The 19,651-nt window shown below is 75.1% G+C and carries 19 protein-coding genes and 1 tRNA gene; 11 read left to right on the forward strand and 9 right to left on the reverse strand.

The window, feature by feature from the left end; all coding sequences use genetic code 11:
* Positions 1-181: 181 nt before the first annotated feature.
* Entirely contained in the window at positions 182-1,402 is a 1,221-nt protein-coding gene (locus tag AB0E83_RS04345) for a metallophosphoesterase (RefSeq protein ID WP_362105638.1), read from the reverse strand.
* 322 nt (positions 1,403-1,724) lie between these two features.
* Positions 1,725-2,237, reverse strand: a complete 513-nt coding sequence (locus AB0E83_RS04350; RefSeq protein WP_362105640.1) for a GNAT family protein — start codon at positions 2,235-2,237, stop codon at positions 1,725-1,727.
* A 171-nt stretch (positions 2,238-2,408) separates the two neighbouring features.
* Here AB0E83_RS04350 and AB0E83_RS04355 point away from each other — a divergent pair, with 171 nt between their 5' ends.
* Positions 2,409-2,666: a DUF6479 family protein gene (locus AB0E83_RS04355; protein ID WP_362105643.1), complete on the forward strand. Its 258-nt coding sequence runs from the start codon at positions 2,409-2,411 to the stop codon at positions 2,664-2,666.
* 26 nt (positions 2,667-2,692) lie between these two features.
* Here AB0E83_RS04355 and AB0E83_RS04360 read toward each other — a convergent pair whose 3' ends face one another.
* Complete coding sequence (locus AB0E83_RS04360) at positions 2,693-3,760, reverse strand: mechanosensitive ion channel domain-containing protein (RefSeq protein ID WP_362105646.1); 1,068 nt, start codon at positions 3,758-3,760, stop codon at positions 2,693-2,695.
* Positions 3,761-4,081: 321 nt separating this feature from the next.
* A complete protein-coding gene (locus AB0E83_RS04365; protein WP_362105648.1) occupies positions 4,082-4,489 on the reverse strand; it encodes an NTP pyrophosphohydrolase in 408 nt (135 codons plus the stop codon).
* A gap of 543 nt (positions 4,490-5,032) precedes the next feature.
* On the opposite strand from AB0E83_RS04365, the gene AB0E83_RS04370 reads away from it, so the two are divergent.
* The 5 genes from AB0E83_RS04370 to AB0E83_RS04390 are packed head-to-tail and all read left to right on the forward strand — an operon-like array spanning position 5,033 to position 8,851.
* The gene (locus AB0E83_RS04370; RefSeq protein WP_362105651.1) at positions 5,033-6,865 is read left to right on the forward strand and encodes an ATP-binding protein; all 1,833 of its coding nucleotides are present in this window, start codon (positions 5,033-5,035) and stop codon (positions 6,863-6,865) included.
* Between the two features lie 7 nt (positions 6,866-6,872).
* Entirely contained in the window at positions 6,873-7,307 is a 435-nt protein-coding gene (locus AB0E83_RS04375; protein WP_351105369.1) for a roadblock/LC7 domain-containing protein, read from the forward strand.
* Positions 7,304-7,681, forward strand: a complete 378-nt coding sequence (locus AB0E83_RS04380; RefSeq protein ID WP_362105655.1) for a DUF742 domain-containing protein — start codon at positions 7,304-7,306, stop codon at positions 7,679-7,681. The genes AB0E83_RS04375 and AB0E83_RS04380 overlap by 4 nt, the downstream gene beginning before the upstream one ends.
* Entirely contained in the window at positions 7,659-8,282 is a 624-nt protein-coding gene (locus AB0E83_RS04385) for an ATP/GTP-binding protein (RefSeq protein WP_362105658.1), read from the forward strand. The genes AB0E83_RS04380 and AB0E83_RS04385 overlap by 23 nt, the downstream gene beginning before the upstream one ends.
* Positions 8,279-8,851 carry a GAF domain-containing protein gene (locus tag AB0E83_RS04390; RefSeq protein WP_362105661.1) on the forward strand — a complete coding sequence of 191 codons (573 nt, stop codon included), beginning with the start codon at positions 8,279-8,281 and terminating at the stop codon, positions 8,849-8,851. Before AB0E83_RS04385 ends, AB0E83_RS04390 begins: the two co-directional genes overlap by 4 nt.
* A 63-nt stretch (positions 8,852-8,914) precedes the next feature.
* Here AB0E83_RS04390 and AB0E83_RS04395 read toward each other — a convergent pair whose 3' ends face one another.
* A complete protein-coding gene (locus tag AB0E83_RS04395) occupies positions 8,915-10,123 on the reverse strand; it encodes an acyl-CoA dehydrogenase family protein (protein ID WP_362105663.1) in 1,209 nt (402 codons plus the stop codon).
* 372 nt (positions 10,124-10,495) lie between these two features.
* On the opposite strand from AB0E83_RS04395, the gene AB0E83_RS04400 reads away from it, so the two are divergent.
* Positions 10,496-10,569, forward strand: a tRNA-Pro gene (locus tag AB0E83_RS04400).
* Between the two features lie 70 nt (positions 10,570-10,639).
* Here AB0E83_RS04400 and AB0E83_RS04405 read toward each other — a convergent pair.
* Positions 10,640-11,572: a LysR family transcriptional regulator ArgP gene (locus AB0E83_RS04405; protein WP_362105665.1), complete on the reverse strand. Its 933-nt coding sequence runs from the start codon at positions 11,570-11,572 to the stop codon at positions 10,640-10,642.
* 70 nt (positions 11,573-11,642) lie between these two features.
* On the opposite strand from AB0E83_RS04405, the gene AB0E83_RS04410 reads away from it, so the two are divergent.
* The 4 genes from AB0E83_RS04410 to AB0E83_RS04425 all read left to right on the forward strand — a co-directional run bounded on the left by AB0E83_RS04410 (position 11,643) and on the right by AB0E83_RS04425 (position 15,904).
* Positions 11,643-12,266, forward strand: a complete 624-nt coding sequence (locus tag AB0E83_RS04410) for a LysE/ArgO family amino acid transporter (protein ID WP_362105667.1) — start codon at positions 11,643-11,645, stop codon at positions 12,264-12,266.
* Between the two features lie 260 nt (positions 12,267-12,526).
* A complete protein-coding gene (locus AB0E83_RS04415) occupies positions 12,527-13,579 on the forward strand; it encodes an alcohol dehydrogenase catalytic domain-containing protein (RefSeq protein ID WP_362105668.1) in 1,053 nt (350 codons plus the stop codon).
* A gap of 316 nt (positions 13,580-13,895) precedes the next feature.
* Positions 13,896-14,861, forward strand: coding sequence for an alpha/beta hydrolase (locus AB0E83_RS04420; RefSeq protein WP_362105671.1), 966 nt, complete (start codon positions 13,896-13,898; stop codon positions 14,859-14,861).
* Positions 14,862-14,917: 56 nt separating this feature from the next.
* On the forward strand, positions 14,918-15,904 hold the full coding sequence (locus tag AB0E83_RS04425) for a hypothetical protein (RefSeq protein WP_362105674.1): 987 nt from the start codon (positions 14,918-14,920) through the stop codon (positions 15,902-15,904).
* A 4-nt stretch (positions 15,905-15,908) separates the two neighbouring features.
* Here AB0E83_RS04425 and AB0E83_RS04430 read toward each other — a convergent pair whose 3' ends face one another.
* The 3 genes from AB0E83_RS04430 to AB0E83_RS04440 are packed head-to-tail and all read right to left on the reverse strand — an operon-like array spanning position 15,909 to position 19,558.
* Positions 15,909-16,904 (reverse strand): hypothetical protein, encoded by a 996-nt coding sequence (locus AB0E83_RS04430; protein ID WP_362105677.1) that lies wholly within the window; start codon positions 16,902-16,904, stop codon positions 15,909-15,911.
* Positions 16,905-16,907: 3 nt separating this feature from the next.
* Positions 16,908-18,221 (reverse strand): MFS transporter, encoded by a 1,314-nt coding sequence (locus AB0E83_RS04435; RefSeq protein WP_362105680.1) that lies wholly within the window; start codon positions 18,219-18,221, stop codon positions 16,908-16,910.
* Positions 18,221-19,558, reverse strand: a complete 1,338-nt coding sequence (locus AB0E83_RS04440; RefSeq protein ID WP_362105683.1) for a discoidin domain-containing protein — start codon at positions 19,556-19,558, stop codon at positions 18,221-18,223. The genes AB0E83_RS04435 and AB0E83_RS04440 overlap by 1 nt, the downstream gene beginning before the upstream one ends.
* Positions 19,559-19,651 lie beyond the last annotated feature (93 nt).

Genomic DNA, 19,651 nt, shown 5'->3' on the forward strand with positions numbered 1-19,651 from the left:
CCATGGCCTTCACCTGGGCGCTGGTGCGGAGGCCCGCGGGCCCCGGCTGACGGGCGAGGGGGAGAGGGGACAAGGGGTGTCGGTGCCGCGTCGGGTGCCGGCGTCCCTGGTCCTCCGTTTCGTCCCGGGTGCGGATCCTCCGGCCCGCTCCGTCCTGGCGGACGGTTCGGCCCGTTCCGTGCTACGAGCAGGTGGGCGGGTGCGGGGAGCGGAGGACGAGCAGGGTGATCTCGCTGGGGGCGAAGACGCGGAACGGCGGGCCCCAGAAGCCGGTGCCGCGGCTGGTGTAGAGGAGGGTGCGCGCGCCGTGCCGGCTGAGGCCGGCGACGGTGGGCTGGTCGAGGCGGACCAGGTGGTGGAAGGGCCAGATCTGGCCGCCGTGGGTGTGGCCGGAGAGCTGGAGGTCGATGCCGGCGGCCGCTGCCTGATCGACGAACTTGGGCTGGTGGGCCAGGAGCAGCACGGGCAGGTCGGGGTCGGTGCCGTCCAGGGCGCCGGCGAGGTGGGTGCGGTGGCCTGCCAGACCGGAGGACTCGGCGGTGACGTCGTCCACGCCGGCGACCACGAGGGTGTCGCCTCCGTTTTCGAGCAGCAGGTGGCGGTTGCGCAGCGGCTGCCAGCCCAGTTCGTCCATCAGGTCGACCCAGCCTTGGGCCTCGCTGTAGTACTCGTGGTTGCCGGTGACGTAGACCCGGGCCCGGGTCGCCCGCACGGTGCCGAGCGGTGCGGCCTGGGCGCGGCGGCGTTCGGCCGTGCCGTCCGCGATGTCACCGGTGTGGCAGACCAGATCGGCCTCCAGGGTGTTGACCGTCTCGCACACCCGTGCTGACCAGCGGGCCCGGTCCAGCGGGCCGTAGTGGGTGTCGGTGATGAGGGCGACGCGGAAGCCGTCAAGCCCGGGACCCAGCCGCGGGAGCGGTACGTCGAGTCGGCGCACGCGGGGCACGCGGCGGGCCTCGGCGTACCCCCAGCCGAGCAGCACGGTGGTGACGCCGAGGACGGCCCAGGTGACGATCCGGGCCCGGTCCTGGCCCTCGCCGACGCCGGCCACGGTCAGGACGAGCCGCAGGAGGGCACCGAGCAGGACGGACCAGGTGAACAGGACCCAGCTCGCGCCCAGCAGGGTGTCGCCGATGATCGCCGCCCCATCCTGCTGGCGCCGTCCGTGGCCGCGCGCCATCGCGAACGGCATCCCGACGAGACCGAGGACGAACAGAGCGGTGCCGAGCAGGTTGACGGGCAGTGGCCAGTGCTGGCCGCCGTACAGGAGCACCCAGCAGGGCACGGCCCACAGCAGGACGGGGGCGATCAGGGGGACGTAACGCATCAGGCGGTGCAGGCGGCTCTGCCGCGGCACTCGCGCCTCGTCTTCGGCGGGACGGGCGTCGCTGGTGTCGGTCACGCTTCCCTCCCCGACCTGGCTGCTGTCTCGCGCACTGTATCCGGTCGCCTCGCGACGGGTCGGACGGGAGTTCGCGAGAACGCGCTCAGGGAGCGAAGAGGAGCGGTGGATCGGTACCCGCCGATGGGCCGTTGGGTCTCTGTTGGCTTCAAGGATCAAGAACGGCTTCTGGCTCGACATCCACATGACCCCCGCCGAGGGCCTGCGGGCCCACTTCGACCTCGCGGGAGACCGCTGACGGCGGGCGGCGGCGGTACGCGCGGCCGGGCCGGTCCTCAGCGGGCCGGGGCGGTCGCGCGTTCCCGTCGTGGCGGGCGGCGGGTCAGCGCACCAGTTCCGGGGCCAGCAGGTCCATCAGGAGGCCGTCGTGCCAGGTGCCGTCCGCGCCGCGCTCGTACTGGCGCATCACCCCGACCGGGCGGAACCCGGCCTTCTCGTAGCAGCGGATCGCCGCCGCGTTGTCGGCGGCCGGGTCGATGACCAGCCGGTGGTACCCCCGGTCGTCGACGAGGTGCCGGGCGAGGGTGCGGACGGCGTCGGTGCCCAGGCCCCGGCCGTGCACCGACGGGTCGAGGAAGAGGTCGATCCCGGCGTGCCGGTAGTCGGGCTCCTCCTCGGAGTACCACTGGATCATGCCGACGACCCGGCCCTCGTGCCGGACGGTCAGGCAGTGGGTGGCGGGATCCTCCAGGTCGGCGGCGACCTCCCCGGCCAGGTCGTCCCCGCCGCGCCACCGGGCCCGCACCTCGGGCGTGGCGCGGACGGCGGCCAGGGCGGGCACGTCCTCGGGGACGGAGGGGCGCAGGACGACGGCGGCGCCGTGCAGGTCGCTCATGCCCCCAGCTTGCCCGAACCCGTCGCGGTGGGCCGGAGGAAAAGGATCAATCAGGGCGTTTGGGGCGGGCGGAGGGGGACAGACGCGTCCTGTGGCCTCACCCGCGCGGGTCGCGCGGGCCGGCGTGCCGACGCCCGTCCGGCCGACCGTCCGTCCCAACGAAAGGCGACCATGATCTCCTCCGCCTCCCTTCCGCCCGCGGCCGAGCACGTCCTCGCGTCGGCCGGATCGAACGCCCTGGGCTTCGGCCTCGTCATCGGCGCGGTCGTCGTCGTCCTGCTGCTCGCCGCCTTCTGGTGGGGCAGCCGCCGGGTCGCGCACCGCCGCCGGCCCGTCGGCGACCCCACGCGGACGCAGCCCGGGGCGCCCCGGGACGACTCCTGGTCCACCCCCGACGAGCGGAAGGACGGCGGCGACGGCCGCGGCTGAGGCGCCCCCCGCGGCCGGGGCGGCCGTCACCCGGCGACGGGCGGCGGCCCCTCGGCCTGCCGCGGGACCGGCGCCGTGACGATCCGGGGCAGGGCCGCCGGGTGCTCCCGGGCGAGCCAGCGGACGAGTTCCTCGCGCACGGCGCAGCGCACGGTCCACAGCTCGTCCGGGTCCTTGGCCGTGACCAGCGCCCGGACGGTGATCCCGGTGGGGGAGGTGTCCGTCACCGAGAGGTCCCAGCCGCGTCCGTCCCAGCCGGGGCACTCGTCGAGGAAGGCGCGCAGGTGCGCCCGGAGCCGCGGCACCGGTGTGGCGTGGTCGCAGTGGAGGAACACCGTGCCCGTCATCTCGGCGCCGCCCCGGGACCAGTTCTCGAAGGGGCGCGAGGTGAAGTACGAGACCGGCAGCGTGACCCGCCGCTCGTCCCAGGTGCGCACGGTGAGGAAGGTCAGGGTGATCTCCTCCACGAGGCCCCACTCCCCGTCGACGACGACGGTGTCGCCGATCCGCACCATGTCGCCGAAGGCGATCTGGAAGCCGGCGAAGAGGTTGCCGAGCGTCGACTGCGCCGCCACGCCGGCCACGATGCCGATGATGCCGGCGGAGGCGAGCAGCGACGTGCCGAGCGCCCGGAAGGACGGGAAGGTCACCAGCGCCACCGCGCCGGCGACCACCCCGACGGCCACCGACACGACCCGGGTGATCAGGGTGACCTGGGTCCGCACCCGGCGGACCCGGGCCCGGTCGAGGGTGCGCCCGGCGTAGCGCGCGTACGAGGACTCCACCAGGGCGGAGGCGACCCGTATCGTCAGCCACGCGCCGCTGCCGATCAGGCACAGCACCCGGATCCGGTCGACGGGCCCTGCGTGGTCCTGGGCCGGCGTCCAGCCGGTGGCGCGCACCGCCCACCCGAGCAGGAGGGTGAACAGGACCACGAACAAGGGGGTGCGACAGCGGCGCAGCAGCTCCCACAGGGGCGTACCGGGGCGCCGGGCGTGCGCCTGGCGCGTCGTCAGGTCCGCCGCGCGCACGACGGCGTAGGCGATCAGCGCCGAGCCGCTCAGGGCGATCATCAGTCGCAGCAGGTTCTCCATGGGCTTCGCTTCACCGCCGGCGCCCGGCCCAAACAACCCCGGGACGGCCGGGGCCCGTGGGACGCCACGGGACTTTCGGTGGAGCGCGACCGTCCGAGGGCCGCCGGCGCCGGCGTCACCGGCCCCGGTGACATCGGCCCCGGCGTCGTCGGCTCCGGTGCCATCGGTCTTGGAGACATCGGTCTTGGAGTCATCGGCTCCGGCGTGGTCGGCCCGGCGCCTCCGGCCTCGTGCCGCGCCTCCGGCCTCGTGCCGCGGCGGTCGTCCCGGCGTCGCCGCCCCCGTGCTGCGGCGGTCGGCCCGGCGCCTCCGGCCGGCCGGTCACCGCTCCCGGTCGGCCGGTGCGGGGAGGCTGCGGGGTCCCGCGCAGCGGGCTCCCGCCTCCTCCACCCGGCGGCGCAGCTCGCGGTCGGCCGTGATCACCAGGCACGGCCGGCCGGCAGCCTCCCGGGCGAGCCCGGCGATCAGGTCGTCGCCGCTGCCGGGCGCCTCCTCGACGCGCACCCCCGGCACGGAGGCCACGCCCCGGGCCCGTCCCTCGACGACCAGCACGATCTCGTACGGCCCCGGGTACGGGCCGTCGGCCGGGCCGCCGGCCGCGGCGAGCCGGTCGCGCAGCCGCTCGGCGGCCCCGCGCCGGTCGCGCCACCAGCCGTCCGGCACCGACCCCACGACGTTGGCCCCGTCCACGAGGAGCAGTGGACGGGAGGCCGGGTCTTCAGCGTTCATGCCCCCAGGATCCCAGCCCGGCGGCGGACCGGTCGGCGTGGCCGGTTCCGGTCTTACCGACGGTTACGGTTCGGGCCCGGCCGGGCTCCCCGTCCGCGGGCCGGGTGGGCGGGGGCGGGTCGCCGGAGGGCGCGCACCCTCCGTGACGGAGGGCGGCGGAAACGGCCGGAGCGCACCCCGCCGGGAGATTCCGGTCCTGGGCGGGCCGGAGGGATTTCCGCAGGGGGAGGGGGCCGATGGGCGCCTCCGCCCTCTTTCGTACGGTTCCGCTCCCGGCCGCTCTCTCGCCATGTCGGCGACTTTCAGCCAATCGATCTCGGCCGGTCATGCCGTCGCCGATACCAGACTTCCCAGGTCTACGGGCAAGTTTGCCAACTGCGCACCCCACACGAACGGTTGACGACTACAGTGTGTGGTCGGTGATCATCGGTAGGCTCATCGCACCTGCCGTCCCCACCCGTACCCTCCCCGCACACCCCCAGCCCCCCGTACCCCAAAGTTCCCCTCAGTACGCCGTTTTCCGGGCACGTACCAAGGACACCCATGTCACAACTTCGCGCACCCGCCCCGCGGTCCGACCGCCGCGAGGGCGGGCGGCACGGCCGTTCGGGCGCCCGCACCACGACCACCGGCACCTCCCCGGCCAGGCCCGCGACGGCCGCCCCCGCCGAAGTCCGCATACGGCCCCAGCTGTTGCGCACCTCGGTCCTCCCCGCCGTCGCGGTCGCCCTCGGCGGCGCGGCCGCCGTCCTCTTCACCCTCCGCTCCACCGGCACCACCCCGACGCCCGGCCTCTGGGCCGCGCTCACCGGCGCCGCCGCGCTCACCGTCGCCTCCGTGACCGCCGCCGCCCTCGGCGCCGACCGCGCCGCCCGGGCCGTGCTCGACCGCGTCGCCGCGCTGCGCCGCGAGACCGCCCGGGGCCAGGCCGAACTGCCCGCCCTCGTCGAACAGCTGCGCCGCGGCGAGGACCCGGCCCCCCGGCCGGCCCTCCCCGACGCCGGCGGCGACGAGTTCGACCGGCTCGGCGCCGAACTGGCCCGCTCCCACGAGGCCGCCGTCGCCGCCGTCGTCCAGGCCTCCCGGCTCTCCAGCAGCGTCGGCAACGAGCAGAAGGTCGAGGTCTTCGTGAACCTCGCCCGCCGGCTCCAGTCCCTCGTCCACCGCGAGATCCAGCTCCTCGACGAGCTGGAGAACGAGGTCGAGGACCCCGACCTGCTCAAGGGCCTCTTCCAGGTCGACCACCTGGCCACCCGCATCCGCCGCCACGCCGAGAACCTCGCCGTCCTCGGCGGCGCCATCTCCCGCCGCCAGTGGTCGAACCCGGTCACCATGACCGAGGTGCTGCGCTCCTCCATCGCCGAGGTCGAGCAGTACCCCCGGGTCAAGCTGGTCCCGCCGATCGACGGCACCCTGCGCGGCCACGCCGTCGCCGACGTCATCCACCTCCTCGCCGAACTCGTCGAGAACGCCACGGTGTTCTCCGCGCCGAACACCACGGTGCTGCTGCGCGCGCAGTACGTCACCGCCGGCCTGGCCATCGAGGTCGAGGACCGCGGACTCGGCATGCCCGTCGCCGAGCAGAACAAGATGAACGCCCTGCTCGCCGACCCCGACCAGGTCAACGTCGCCCATCTGCTCCAGGACGGCCGCATCGGCCTCTTCGTCGTCTCCGCGCTGGCCCGGCGCCACGGCATCGCCGTCCGCCTCCAGTCGAACATCTACGGCGGGATCCAGGCCGTCCTCGTCCTCCCGCAGGGCCTCCTCGGCGCCGACCCGGAGGGCCTCGCCCCGCAGGAGCGGCAGCCCGCCGAGGCCACCGGCGGCATCCCGCTCCTGCCCCAGCAGCCGCACCCCCAGCAGCCGCATCCCCCGCAGCCGCACGACCGGCCGGCGCACCCCGGGGCCGGCGCCCCCGCCGCGCCGCTCCCGCGCCCCGAGAGCCCCGCCCCCGCCCCCGTACCCGCGCAGGCCCCGGCCCTGGCCGCGTACCCCCACCGGGCTCCCGCGCCGGTCGCGCCCCCCGCGCCCGCCGCCCCGGAGCCCCCCGCCCCGAACCCCTTCGTCCCCGTCCGGGACGGAGCGGCGCACGGCTACCCGGAGCACGGCGCCGCCCCCGAGGGCTTCGGCCCCGGCGCCGCGCCGCGCCCGGCCGTGCCCCGCGCGGAGCCCCCCGGCCGGCCCGACCTCCCCAAGCGGCGCGCCCAGGAGCACCTCGTCCCGCAGCTGCGCGACGAGCCGCAGGCCCGCCAGGCCGAGGAGCACGCCCTGCACGACCCCGGCCTGATGGCCGCCTTCCAGCGTGGGATCGGCCTCGCCGAATCCCAGCCCACCCCCCAGGAGTCGCTGCGTCACGGCGACGCGCACAAGGAGTAGACACACAATGGCGAGCAATGTGCCGACCGGCCATTCCTCGGATCTCGACTGGCTGCTGAGCGGTCTGGTCCAGCGGGTCCCCTACACCCGCAGCGCGGTCCTGCTCTCCTCCGACGGTCTGGTGAAATCCGTCCACGGGCTCGACCCGGACGCGGCCGACCACATGGCGGCCCTCGCCTCCGGGCTCTACTCGCTCGGCCGCAGCGCCGGCGTCCGGTTCGGCGACGGCGGAGAGGTCCGCCAGGTCGTCGTGGAGCTCGACTCCACCCTGCTCTTCGTCTCCACCGCGGGCTCCGGCACCTGCCTGGCCGTCCTCGCCGGTCGCGAGGCCGACGCCGCCGTCCTCGGCTACGAGATGGCGATGCTGGTCAAGAGCGTCCGCCCGTACCTGGTGACGCCCGCCCGGCAGGCGGCAGCGGCGGCGGGCGGCGCCGGTCAGTGAACGCGTCTCCCCCGCAGGAAGGGCCCTGGCTCGACGACGCGGCCGGCCGGCTGATCCGTCCCTACACCGTGAGCGGCGGACGGACCCGGCCCACCGCCTCGCTCGACCTGCTCTCCCTGGTGATGGCGACCGGCTCCGCCCCGCAGCCCCACATGGGCCCCGAGCACAGCCTGGCCCTCCGGCTGTGCGACGGGCCCACCTCGGTCGCCGAGATAGCGGCGCACTTAAGGCTCCCCGCCGTCGTCACCAAGGTCCTCCTCTCCGACCTCGTGGACTGCGGGGCCCTCACCGCGCGCGCCCCGCGCTTCCACGCCAATCCATCCGACCGTTCCTTGCTGGAGGCAGTGCTCGATGGCCTACGACAGCGGCTCTGAACGCCATGACGGTTTTCCCGCCGACCCCTTCCCCGCCGCGCTGAAGATCCTGGTGGCGGGCGGTTTCGGCGTGGGCAAGACGACCTTCGTCGGCGCGGTCAGCGAGATCGAACCGCTCAGCACGGAGGAGCTGCTGACCTCGGTCAGCGCCGCCACCGACAGCCTGGAGGGGGTGGAGAACAAGTCCACCACCACCGTGGCCATGGACTTCGGCCGGATCACCCTCGACGACCGCAACGTCCTCTACCTCTTCGGCACCCCCGGCCAGGAGCGGTTCTGGTTCATGTGGGACGAGCTCTCCGAAGGGGCGCTCGGCGCGGTCGTCCTCGCCGACACCCGGCGCCTCCAGGACTGCTTCTCCGCCATCGACTTCTTCGAGCGCCGCGGCATGGCCTTCGTGGTGGCGGTCAACGAGTTCGACGGCGCCTTCCGCTACGACCACGACGAGATCCGGCAGGCGCTCGACCTCGACCCCGCGGTGCCGATCGTCCTGTGCGACGCCCGGATCTCCAGCTCCGGCATCAGCACGCTCCTGACCCTCGTCCAGCACCTCCTCAACTCGACCCCGGCCAGCGAGCCGAGCTTCGGAGCCACCCCATGACCTACGACCCGACGGGTCACCTCCTCCTGACCCCCATCGACAAGGAGGCCCCGGACCGGGTCCGGCGGCTGCGCGAACTCGGCCTCGGGGAGCGGCCGGACCCGGCCTTCGACGAGTTCGCCCACCGGCTCGCCGAGATGACCGGCGCGCCCTACTCGATGGTCAACTTCATCGACGAGAACCGGCAGTTCTTCGCCGGTCTGCACACCCCGGGCGGCTCGCACGCGGGCAGCGACCTCGGCGCGACCGCGGCCGGCGCGGGCGGCGTCGGCCGGTTCATGGCCCGGGACCACGGCTACTGCCCGCACGTGGTCGTCCGGCGCAAGGCGCTCGTCCTGGAGGACGTCTGCGACTACCCGCGCTTCGCCGGCAACCCGGTCGTGGACGAGATCGGCATCCGCTCGTACATGGGCGCGCCGCTGATCGACCGCACGGGCGTGGCGCTCGGCACGATCTGCGTGGTCGACACCGACGTCCGGCCGTGGGGCCGGTCCGGCCTGGAGACCATCAAGGCGATGGCGGCGGAGCTGGTCGAGCAGATCCACCGCCGCGAGGACGGCGTGTTCTGACCCGCGTCCGCGCGGCCGTGAGGGCCCGTACGGCACCCGCCGTACGGGCCCTCACGGCTGCCGTCAGGCGTGGACGGGCTCCGGCGCCGGGGTGCGGACCACCTCGGAGAGCCGCTCCGACCAACTGCCCTTGCCCTGGCCGAGGGCGACCTCGCCCAGCCGGAGGAGCTGGACGTCGGAGGTGCCGGCCGGGGCGAAGATGTGGTGCGCGTCGCGGAGGTAGCGCTCGACGGGCCGGTCGGTGAAGAGGCCGGCGGCGGCGTGGATCTCCATGGCGTTGCGGCCCGAGTCGATGGCCGACTCGACGTTCACCAGCTTCGCGTTCATCAGCTCGGTGTCGCAGGAGAGCCCCCGGTCGAGCAGGTGCACCGCGTGGTACGCGGCGAGCCGGGCGGTCATCAGCCGCGACTGCATCTGGCCCAGCTTGAGCTTGACCGTGGGCAGTTCGGAGAGCGGCTCGCCGTACCGGATCCGCTCGGTGGCGAAGCGGGTGGTCTCCTCCAGGATCGCCTGGTGGATGCCGAGCGAGACGGCGGTGAGGTTGGCCCGCCCGTAGAGCACGCTGGAGGAGTACGCGACGGCGAGGCCGTCGCCCTCGTCGCCCAGCCGGTTGGCGGCCGGCACCCGGCAGTCCTCGAAGATCAGCTCGCCGAAGCTGAAGCCGTGCAGACCCATGGCGGGCTGCTGCGGCCCCAGCCGGAAACCGGGCCGGTCGGCCTCGACCAGGAAGGCGGTGAGCCCCTTCGAACCGGGGCCGGTCCGCACCACGACGCCGTGCAGGTCGCCCACGTGGCTGTTGCCGACGTAGACCTTGCTGCCGTTCAGGACGTAGTCGTCGCCGTCCCGGACCGCGCTCGCCTCCATGCCCAGCACGTGCCCGCCGGACTCCGGCTCGGTCACCGCGATCGTCGGCAGGCACTCGCCCGAGGCGACCCGAGGCAGCCAGGTCTTGCGCTGGGCGTCGGAGCCGAAGTGGACGATCTTGGCGGTGCCCAGCTGGGAGGCCTGGACCATGGCGCCCATGGCGCCGCTGACCCGGGACAGCTCCTCGATGATGATCGTCTTGGCCAGGTGTCCCGCGCCCATGCCGCCGTACTCGGGGCTGATCGTCGCGCCCAGCCAGCCCTGCGCGGCGATGAGCCGGGACAGCTCGTGGTGGACCGTCCGGGAGGACTCCATCTCCGCTATGCGGGGCCTCACCTCCCGCTCCGCGAAGTCGCGGACCGTCTCCCTGAGCTGATGATGGAGTCGGCTGCTGAAGTAACTGTCCATGCGAGTCCCTCCCTGCGAAGCGCCTGCTCGGCGGGGTCCGAGCAGGTGGAACATCGGCAGTGGTCCCGTCCCGAACAGGCCGACCACTTCATGGTGTTGATCTTTCTGTGAGGGATCAATATCGCCTCCGTGTTTGTCCGAAACAGATGCCCTTGACGATCACTTCCGCCTATGTTTTGCGCGATCTGGAGCCCCTCCGTCCGGCTGGGCCCCTCCGCGCAAGGGCGTCTTTCTGCCACGTGACACCGGCGGGAGCCGCCGCCGGACCGCCGCCCGGCGTGACGTCCGCAAAGCGGTTCGTGACCACCGGGGGAAGTACGGTATGGTTCTCTTGCACGCCGGGCCGGGGGAAACCCCAGGTCAGACGGGCATCGGGACGTGGCGCAGCTTGGTAGCGCACTTGACTGGGGGTCAAGGGGTCGCAGGTTCAAATCCTGTCGTCCCGACTCGAAGGAGTCGCAGTACCGAGGGGCCGTTCCGGAGGAATCCGGAACGGCCCCTCGGGCGTTCCCGGCGTCAGGTCCGCCCCGGGCGCGGGGCGGGGTGCTCCAGGGGGTACAGGGAGTCGGCGGCGGCCGCGGCGACGGTGCGGGCCACGAGGGCCAGGGCCGGGACGTCGAGCTTCCACTGCTGCCAGTACAGGGGGACGTCCACGCACCGGCCCGGTGCCAGTTCGGCGAGGGCGCCGGAGCGGAGCAGGGGCCCGGCCTGGGGCTCGGGGACCAGACCCCAGCCGAGACCGGCGGTGACGGCGTCGCAGAAACCCTCCGAGGTGGGCACGGAATGCCGGAACCGGCTCGCGCCCGGGGCACCGGACACGAGGGCGCGGACGAACCGGTCCTGGAGTTCGTCGCGCCGGTCGAAGACGATCACCGGCGCCTCCGGCAGGAGGCGCTCCAGCGGCCCGCCCGACAGGTGCCGGGCCGCGAACGGCGGGCTCGCCACCGGCAGGTACCGCGCCAGGCCCAGGGGGCGCGCGGTGCAGCCCGCGACCGGCTCCGCCGCGGACGTCACCGCCGCCATCACCTGCCCGTCGCGCAGCAGGGCCGCGGTGTGCGCCTCGTCCTCGCGGTGCAGCTCGAAACGGATCGGCGGGTCCTGCGGCACCCGGGTCAGGGCCGGCAGGAACCAGGTGGCCAGGGAGTCCGCGTTCACCGCGATGGGCAGCCGGGTCGGACCGGCCCCTCCCGCGAGGCCCAGATCCGTCAGCGCGTCCCGCTCCAGCGCGGCCAGCCGGCGCGCGTACCGCACCACCACCTGGCCGGACTCCGTCGGCCGGACCGGCTTGGTGCGGGTGAGCAGGACCCGCCCGGTGCGCCGCTCCAGCGTCTTGACGCGCTGGCTGACGGCGGAGGGCGTCACGTGCAGGGCCGCGGCGGCGGCGTCGAAGGTGCCCTCGTCGATGACGGCGAGCAGCGTGCGGACCTGGTCGAAGGGCAACTCTTCCATGAGCGCAGCTTAAGGCGCGTAAGAATCTTTAGCTGTACTGAAGGCCGGGACGGATCATAGCGTCGACGCCATGAACAGCGGCATCCTCCCGGCGGCCGTCGCCGGATTCGGCACGGGCCTGTCCCTCATCGTCGCCATCGGCGCCCAGAACGCCTTCGTCCTGCGCCAGGGCGCGCGCCGGCAGGCCGTCCTGGCGGTGGTCGGCATCTGCGCGGTCTCCGACGCGCTCCTCATCGCCCTCGGCGTGGCCGGGCTCGGCGCCGTCGTCACCGCCTGGCCCGCCGGACTGACCGTGATCGGCCTGGCCGGCGGCGCCTTCCTGATCGGCTACGGCCTCCTGGCCGCCCGCCGCGCCCTGCGCCCCGCCGGAGAGGCGCTCACCACGAAGGGAACCGCGGCGGGCTCCGTACGCACCGCGGTGCTCACCTGCCTGGCCATGACCTGGCTCAACCCGCACGTCTACCTGGACACCGTGCTGCTGCTCGGCTCCGTCGCCGCCGACCGCGGCTCGCTGCGCTGGGTCTTCGGCCTCGGCGCGATGCTGGCCAGCCTGACGTGGTTCGCCGGCCTCGGCTACGGCGCCCGCCTCCTCGGCGGCGTCCTCTCCCGCCCCGCCGCCTGGCGCGTCCTGGACACCCTGGTGGCCGCCACCATGCTCGCGATGGGCACCATGCTGCTGGCCCGTACCGTCTGACCCGGAGCGGGGACCGGACGCCGGGCGCCGGACGCGTCGCGGGCACCGCCCTCCGGCCCGCGGTTCGGGCGGTGCCCGGCCGGGCGCGGCGGCCGCGCGCGTGGCGGGGCGGGGCCCCGGAACCCGCCGCACGTGGCGGTGGTCCGCGCGGGCGGGGCGTCCGAGGATGCGGTGGGTGCCACCGGTCGCACGACCGGGCGGCCCGTGGCCGCAGGTGTGGCGGCCGGTGCGTCCGGCCGTCCCGGAGAAGGAGTTGAGGCATGAAGGCAGCACGGTTCCACGGCAGGGAGGACCTCAGGATCGAGGAGGTGCCGGAGCCCGCCCCCGGTCCCGGGCAGGTGAAGCTGCGCAACGCCTACGCCGGCATCTGCGGCTCGGACCTCCACTTCTACTTCTACCCGGAGTCGCTGCCCTTCGGCCTGGACGAGCCGCACCCGCTGACCGGCGCCACCCTGCCGCAGGTCCTCGGCCACGAGTTCTCCGGCACCGTCGTCGAGGTCGGCGAGGGCGTGCACGACGTGAAGGTCGGCGACCGGGGCGCCGTCTACCCGCTGGCGGTCTCCTGCGGCACGTGCGCGGCCTGCCGCAAGGGGCTGTGCTTCTCCTGCCGGCTGATGGGCTCGCTCGGGTCGAACGCGGAGGGCGGCGGCCTGGCGGAGTTCACCGTGTGCGACGCGTCGAAGCTGCACGTCCTGCCGGACGGCGTGGACCTGCGGACGGGCGCGCTCGTCGAGCCGATGGCCGTGGGCTGGCACGCCGTCGCGCGCAGCGGCGTCGAACCGGGCGGCACGGCGCTCGTCGCGGGCGCCGGTCCGATCGGCATCGGCACCTGGTTCGCGCTCAGGGCCCAGGGGGTGGACCGGGTCCTGGTCTCCGAGCCGAGCGCGGACCGCCGCGCGATCATGGCCGGGCTCGGCGCACGGGTCGTCGACCCGGTGAACGAGGACCTCGCCGCCGCCGTCGCCGAACTCACCGACGGCCGGGGCGTGGACGTCGTGGTGGAGGCCGCGGGCGCGGGGGCGGCGGTCGGCTCCGGCCTGGCGGCCCTGGTCCCGGGCGGGCGGCTGGTGGTCGCCTCCCTGCACGAGCACCCGATGGAGTTCCAGCCCACCTCCCTGATGATGGGCGAGACGGAGATCGTCGGCGCGGTCGGCTACCGGCCGGAGGAGTTCGACGCGGTCATCGCGGCCATGGCCGACGGGTTCTACGACACCACCGGCTGGGTGCGGGAGCTGCCGCTGGAGGACGTGGTCGGCGCCCTGCACTCCCTGCGCGCCGGCCTGGGCGGGAAGACCCTCCTGAAGGTCGCCTGAACACCCCCCGGACGGTCCGGTGCGGACGGCTGTCGAGGCCGTGCGCACCGGACCGCGCCGTTCGGCGGGGCCTCCGGCGGGACCGTGTGCCGGCCCCCGCGCACCGGCCCCCGCGCGCCGGGCTCGCGTACCGGCGCGCCCCGCGTACCGGCGCGCCGGCGAGCCCCGCGTACCGGCGGGCCGTGCGCGCGCATGGCGGGGAACCCCGTCCGAGACCGCCGCGACCGGCGGTTCCGCGCGCCTCGCCCGGCGCCGGACGATGAAGGCACGCCACGGTCCGGCGCCCCGGACCGACGTCACAGACCAAGGAGCACCGATGTCCACCGCCCTTCCGCGCCCCCCGTTCGACCCGGAGCTCGACGCCGTCCTCACGGCCCTCGCGGACCAGATCCCGCCGACCCTGACCGCGGAGATGATCCAGGACATGCGCCGCTCGTCCCCGTCGGACGTCACCGACGAGACGCTCGCGGCGCACGGCCTCGTCCGGCGCGACCTGGCCGTCCCCGGTCACCTGGGCGACGACATCACCGTCTCGGTGATCACCCGCCGCGACCACCAGGGGTACGGGCCGGGCATCTACCACACGCACGGCGGCGGCATGGTCTCCGGCAACCGCTTCTCCGGCCTGGTCCAGGTCCTCCCCTGGGTCGTCGAGCACGACGCCGTCCTCGTCACCGTCGAGTACCGGCTCGCGCCCGAGTTCCCCGACCCGTACCCGGTGGAGGACTGCTACGCCGGTCTCGTGTGGACGGCGGAGAACGCCCGGGGGCTCGGCATGGACCCCGACCGGCTGATCATCGCCGGACAGAGCGCCGGCGGCGGCCTCGCCGCGGGCGTCACGCTGCTCGCCCGCGACCGCAAGGGCCCGGCCCTGCTCGGCCAGGTCCTCATCTACCCGATGCTCGACGACCGGGACCGTACGGTCTCCTCCGCCCAGTACGACGGCGTCGGCGTCTGGGACCGCGGCAGCAACGTCATGGGCTGGACCGCCCTCCTCGGCGACCGGCGCGGCACGGACGACGTATCGGTCTACGCCGCGCCCGCCCGCGCCACCGACCTCACCGGACTGCCGCCCGCCTTCGTCGACTGCGGCTCGGCCGAGGTCTTCCGCGACGAGGACGTCGCCTACGCGACCGCCCTCTGGCACGCCGGCGTGCAGGCCGAGCTCCACATCTGGCCCGGCGGCTTCCACGGCTTCGACCTGACCGCGCCGCACACCGCGCTCGCGCACGCCATGACGGCCGCGCGCGACGCCTGGGTGGCCCGTACGCTGGGAGCCTGAGACGGCGCCGCTCCGGACCTCGGCGGACCAGGGGGAGACGGCGCGAAGGAGCGCGGGTGCACCAGCTGGCCGGCAAGCTGAACCAGCTCGACCCGCAGGCGGGCGAGGCCCTGCGGATCGTGTCGTACTTCGACGTCCTCGTCGCCAGGGGCGTCGGACTCGACGGCCTCCTGCGCGGCGCGGCGGTCCTCTCCGGGACCGTCGCGGGCGCCGAGGTCCGGGGGCGGACGACCCGGCGCGACCCCGACGGACACCCGGTCACCGACGCCGCCGGCCCCCGGCGGCGCGGCTCCCACCGGTCCCGCGCCGACTGGGCGGTGTGGCTGGAGCGGGAAGGGGAGCCGGGCCCCGTCGACGAGATGATCGTCGAGCGCCTCGCGCTCGGCGTCGAACTCCTGGAGGCCCGCCGGCGTCCCGAGAGCGGCTTCGACGCGGTCGTCGACCCGGACCGCCCGGTCGCCGAGCGCGTGACGCTCCTCGCGAAGCGCCGGATCGCCCCGGCGGCGCGGGTGCGGATCCTGGCCACCCCGGCGGACGCCGCCGAGGCGGGCGAGGTCTCCGCGATCGTGCCGACCCGCTACGGACTCCTGCGGGCCACGCTCGACACCTCCGGCGGGCTCGCCCCGCCGGGGCCGGCCGGCTACGGCACCTGGGTGCGCGCCGACCGGGCCCCCGAGTCCTGGGAGGCGGCGGTCGTCGCGCTGCGGCTGACGGACGCCGCCACGCCGGTGGTCGACGCGACGGACCTCGGCGCCATGCTCATGCTCGCGCAGGCGTACGACCCGGACCACCCGCACGAGGACGTACGGGCCCTCGCCCGCCTCGACCGGCGCTCCGCCGGCATCCTCCTCACCCTGGTGGAGGCCGACAGCATCCGCTCCGCCGCGGCCGAGCTGGGCATGCACCACTCCACCGTGCAGGCGCGCCACGAGGCGCTGACGCGCGCCCTGGGCTACGACCCGCGCACCCACCTCGGCAGGATGCGGTACATCGCGGCCGCGCTGCTGCTGCGCCTCGCCGCCCCCGAACCCCCGGCCGGCTAGCCGGTCAGCGGCGCCGTGCCGCGAGGGACGGGGAGGAGGCGTCGCGGGCCAGGAGGCGGGGGGAGCCGGAGCCGTCGGCGGGGACCGACCAGACGCCTCCGCCGCGCCCGTAGGCGAGGGTGCGGTCGTCCGTCCACAGGGCCTGGTCGTCGAGGCCGCGCCGCTCGGCGACCGGGTGTTCGCGGTCGGTGGCCAGGTCGTACACGTACAGCCGCCACGGGTCGCGCGGGCCGTCGGAGACCCGCTTCTTGAACGCGAGCCGGGTGCCGTCGGGGGAGAGCGACGGGCACTCGACGTTCTCGCGCAGCGCGCGGGCGGACCACCGCGCCAGGTCGCCCTCGACGAGGTGGGTGCGGCCGCCCGTGGAGACGGTGGCGTAGAAGCGGTTGTCGTCGGCGGCGAAGCTGACGCCCCAGTAGTTGACGTCGGGGGCGTGGTGACGGCGTCCGCCGAGGGTCAGCGGGATCTGCTCGATGTTCTTCACCAGGTAGCCGGTGCGCAGGTCGAGGATGGACGTGCGGGTGGAGAACGACGAGCGGGCGTAGGAGTCGCCGGTCGCGAACATCGTCCAGGCGAGCACCTTCCCCGAGGCGGAGACCCGGGCCCGGCTGGGGATGCCGGGCAGGCCCATGCGGCGCACCTCCCGCAGCCGGTCGTCGAGCACGAGGGCGTACGAGCGGGCCGGGACGCCCGGCCGGCGCCGCAGGCAGAGGGCGGTGCCCCCGGCGGCGTGGAAGCGGTCGCAGGCCGGGCCGCCCGCGACCCGGCCGCCGGGCGCGGCCGGGTCCACGCGGGCGACGCGCCCGGTCGCGGCGTCCCGCGCGTAGAGCGCGCCGGCCCCGCCGTCGAGGGCGAAGCCGGGGTCGGCGGCGGTGGCCACGGCCCCGCGGCCCGAGGCGGCCCACAGGGTGTAGGCGGTGGCGCCGCCGCCGAGCAGCAGGACGGCGAGGACGAGGAGCACCAGGCGGGCGCGGGCGGAGACGGCGGTCGGGGCGGACATCGGTCAGTCGGTCCTCTCGGAGGGCTCGGTGGACTCGGGGAGCTCGGTGGACTCGGGGACGGCGGGGGACGCGGCGCCCCGGGGGAGCAGGCGCGCGGAGCAGCAGACGGCGGCGGCGAGCGCGACGAGGGCCGTGACGAGCGCGGCCCGGGGGCCGCTCGCGGTCCAGACGGCGCCGAAGGCGACGGCGGCGCCGAGCCGGGCGAGCGCCTGCGCGGTCTGGACGAGGGCCAGGCCGCCCGCCTGCCGCCCCTCGGTCAGGAACGGGCCGGTGAGGGCCATGAGGACGCCGTCGGTCGCGGCGTAGAACGCCCCGAGCAGGACGAGAACCCCCGGCAGGACCACGGCGCCGGGCAGCGGGGTCAGGAGCAGCCCGTAGGCGAGGAGCAGGGCCCCGTGCCCGTACAGCAGGGGGCCGCGCCGCCCGAGGCGGTCGGCGAGCCGGCCGGCCGGAACGGCGAGCAGCAGGAAGACGGCGGCGGCGCCCAGCGGCAGGACGGGGAACCAGGTGGCGTCGAGGTCGAGCCGCCGCTGGAGCAGCAGGTAGAGGAAGGAGTCGCCGACGGTGGTGGCCCCGAGGAGCCCGGCGCACAGGACGATCCGCCGGTAGCCGGGCGAGCGCGGCACCGCGAGGAGCCCGCCACGCGCGCGTGGCGGCGGCGGGGCGACCGGCCGCGCGGCGGCGGTGGGGCGGGGGCGGCCGGGGACGAGGAGGAGCCAGAGGAGGACGCCGAAGGCGCCGGCGCAGAAGCTGACGGCGAAGACGGCGTCGTACGCGTCGGCCGTCGCCCACAGCAGGGCGAAGGCGGCCAGGGGGCCGAGGAGGGCGCCGGTGGTGTCCATGGCGCGGTGGACGCCGAAGGCGCGGCCCAGGGCCTCGGGCGGGCTGTGCAGGGTGATGAGGGCGTCGCGCGGGGCGGTGCGGACGCCCTTGCCGAGCCGGTCGGCGGCGAGGGCGCCGGCGATCCAGCCGGTCGCGCCGCCCGCCAGGAGCAGGCCGAGCCGGGAGAGGGCGGAGAGGGCGTAGCCGAGTCCGCCGACCGTCTTGTGCCGCCCGCCGCGGTCGGCGGTGGCGCCGCCGAGGAGCCGCACGAGGGCGGTGGCGCCGGTCGACAGGCCGTCGAGCAGCCCGAACTGGAGCGGGGAGAGGCCGAGCCCGAGGACCAGGTAGAGCGGCAGGACGGCGGTCACCATCTCCGAGGAGACGTCGGTGACCAGGCTGACCGTGCCGAGGGCGAGGACGGTGCCGGGGACGCGCCGCCGGGCCCCCGAGGGGGCGGGCGGCGCGTCCGGGCGACCGGTGGTCGCGAGGTACATCAGTGGCAGGTGTAGGTCGGGGCGGAGTCCTTGACCTGGTCGTCGGTGCCGACGTACTGCCAGGTGTAGGTGGTGTCGGTGAGGTCCAGCTTCAGCACGCCGTAGGTGCCGCTGATCCGCTTCTGGCTGTTCGGCTGGACGGTCTCGATGGCGTACGGCTCGGCGCCGCCCGTGCCGCCGACGATCTCGACGATGCCGGCGGCGGTGGCCCGCCCGTCGGGGTCCTGCGGGGCGAAGCGCTCGTAGTGGTGGTCGTGGCCGCCCAGGACGAGGTCGGCTCCGGCGGCGTACAGGATCCTCCAGACGGGCTGGGAGACGGGGTCGTTGCCGTGGCCGCCGGAGGAGTACAGCGGGTGGTGGAAGTAGGCGGCGACGCAGCCCTTGGTGTTCCGCGCGAGGTCGTCCTCGAGCCACTGGATCTGCGCGGGGTCGTCGAAGGAGGTGGAGTCGAGGGCGACGAAGTGCCAGTTGCCGTGGTCGTAGCTGTAGTACGGCTTGCCCTGCGGGTAGGCGATCGCGCCGAAGTACGCCTTGTATCCGGCGAGCGGCCCGGCCGGGTCGTAGGTCTCGTGGTTGCCGGGGACGGGCCGGGTCAGGGCCTTGAAGGCGCCCCAGCTCTTGTCGTAGTAGTTCCGGAAGTCGGAGAGCAGGGCGTCGTCGTACTGGTTGTCACCCATCGTCAGGTAGAAGGCGGGGTCGATGCGCCGGGCGAGCGCGGCCGTCTTCGGGTGGGCGCAGGAGCCGCTGGAGGCGGTGCACCGCGCGGCGATGTCGCCGGCCGCGACGACGGTGAAGGCTCCGGTGGGCGGGGGCGTGGTGCCGGTGGTGCCGTAGACCTCCACCGTCCAGAGCGAGTAGCCGTACGAGGTGCCGCGGGCGGTCCCGTACACGCGCAGGTAGCGGCCGGTGCCGGCGAGTCCGGTCCAGTCGTCCGTGCCGCCGTTGCCGGCGGTCTCGGTGGCGAGCCGGGTCCAGGTGGTGCCGTCGGCGGAGATCTCGACCCGGTACGCCTTGGCGTGGGCGACCTCCCAGACGAGCTTGACGCGGGAGACGGTCGCCGAGGGGCCGAGGTCGACCCGGATCCACTGCGGGTCGACGCCCTCGGTGCTGGCCCAGCGGGTGGTGGAGACGCCGTCGAAGGCCTTCTCCGGTCCGAAGGAGGAGTCCTCGACGGAGGACGAAGTGGCCGGCCGGCCCTGGGAGATCAGGGTGTCGGCGGCGTCGGCCCGGTCGGGGAGGGCGAGCAGGAGCCCGCCGACGAGCAGCAGCACGGCGGCGAGGACGAGGGAGAGGGGGGTCGTGGTGCGGCGGGGCGGTGCGGAGGCGGACAGGCGCATACCTGGGCTCCCTGGCCTGAGGGGTGGCGAGAGCTGGACACCGGTGCGGGGCACCGCGGCCCGGGCCGGCCGCGCCGTACCGCACGGCGCGGC

This window comes from Streptomyces sp. NPDC035033 (assembly GCF_040636735.1).
Lineage (GTDB): Bacteria > Actinomycetota > Actinomycetes > Streptomycetales > Streptomycetaceae > Streptomyces.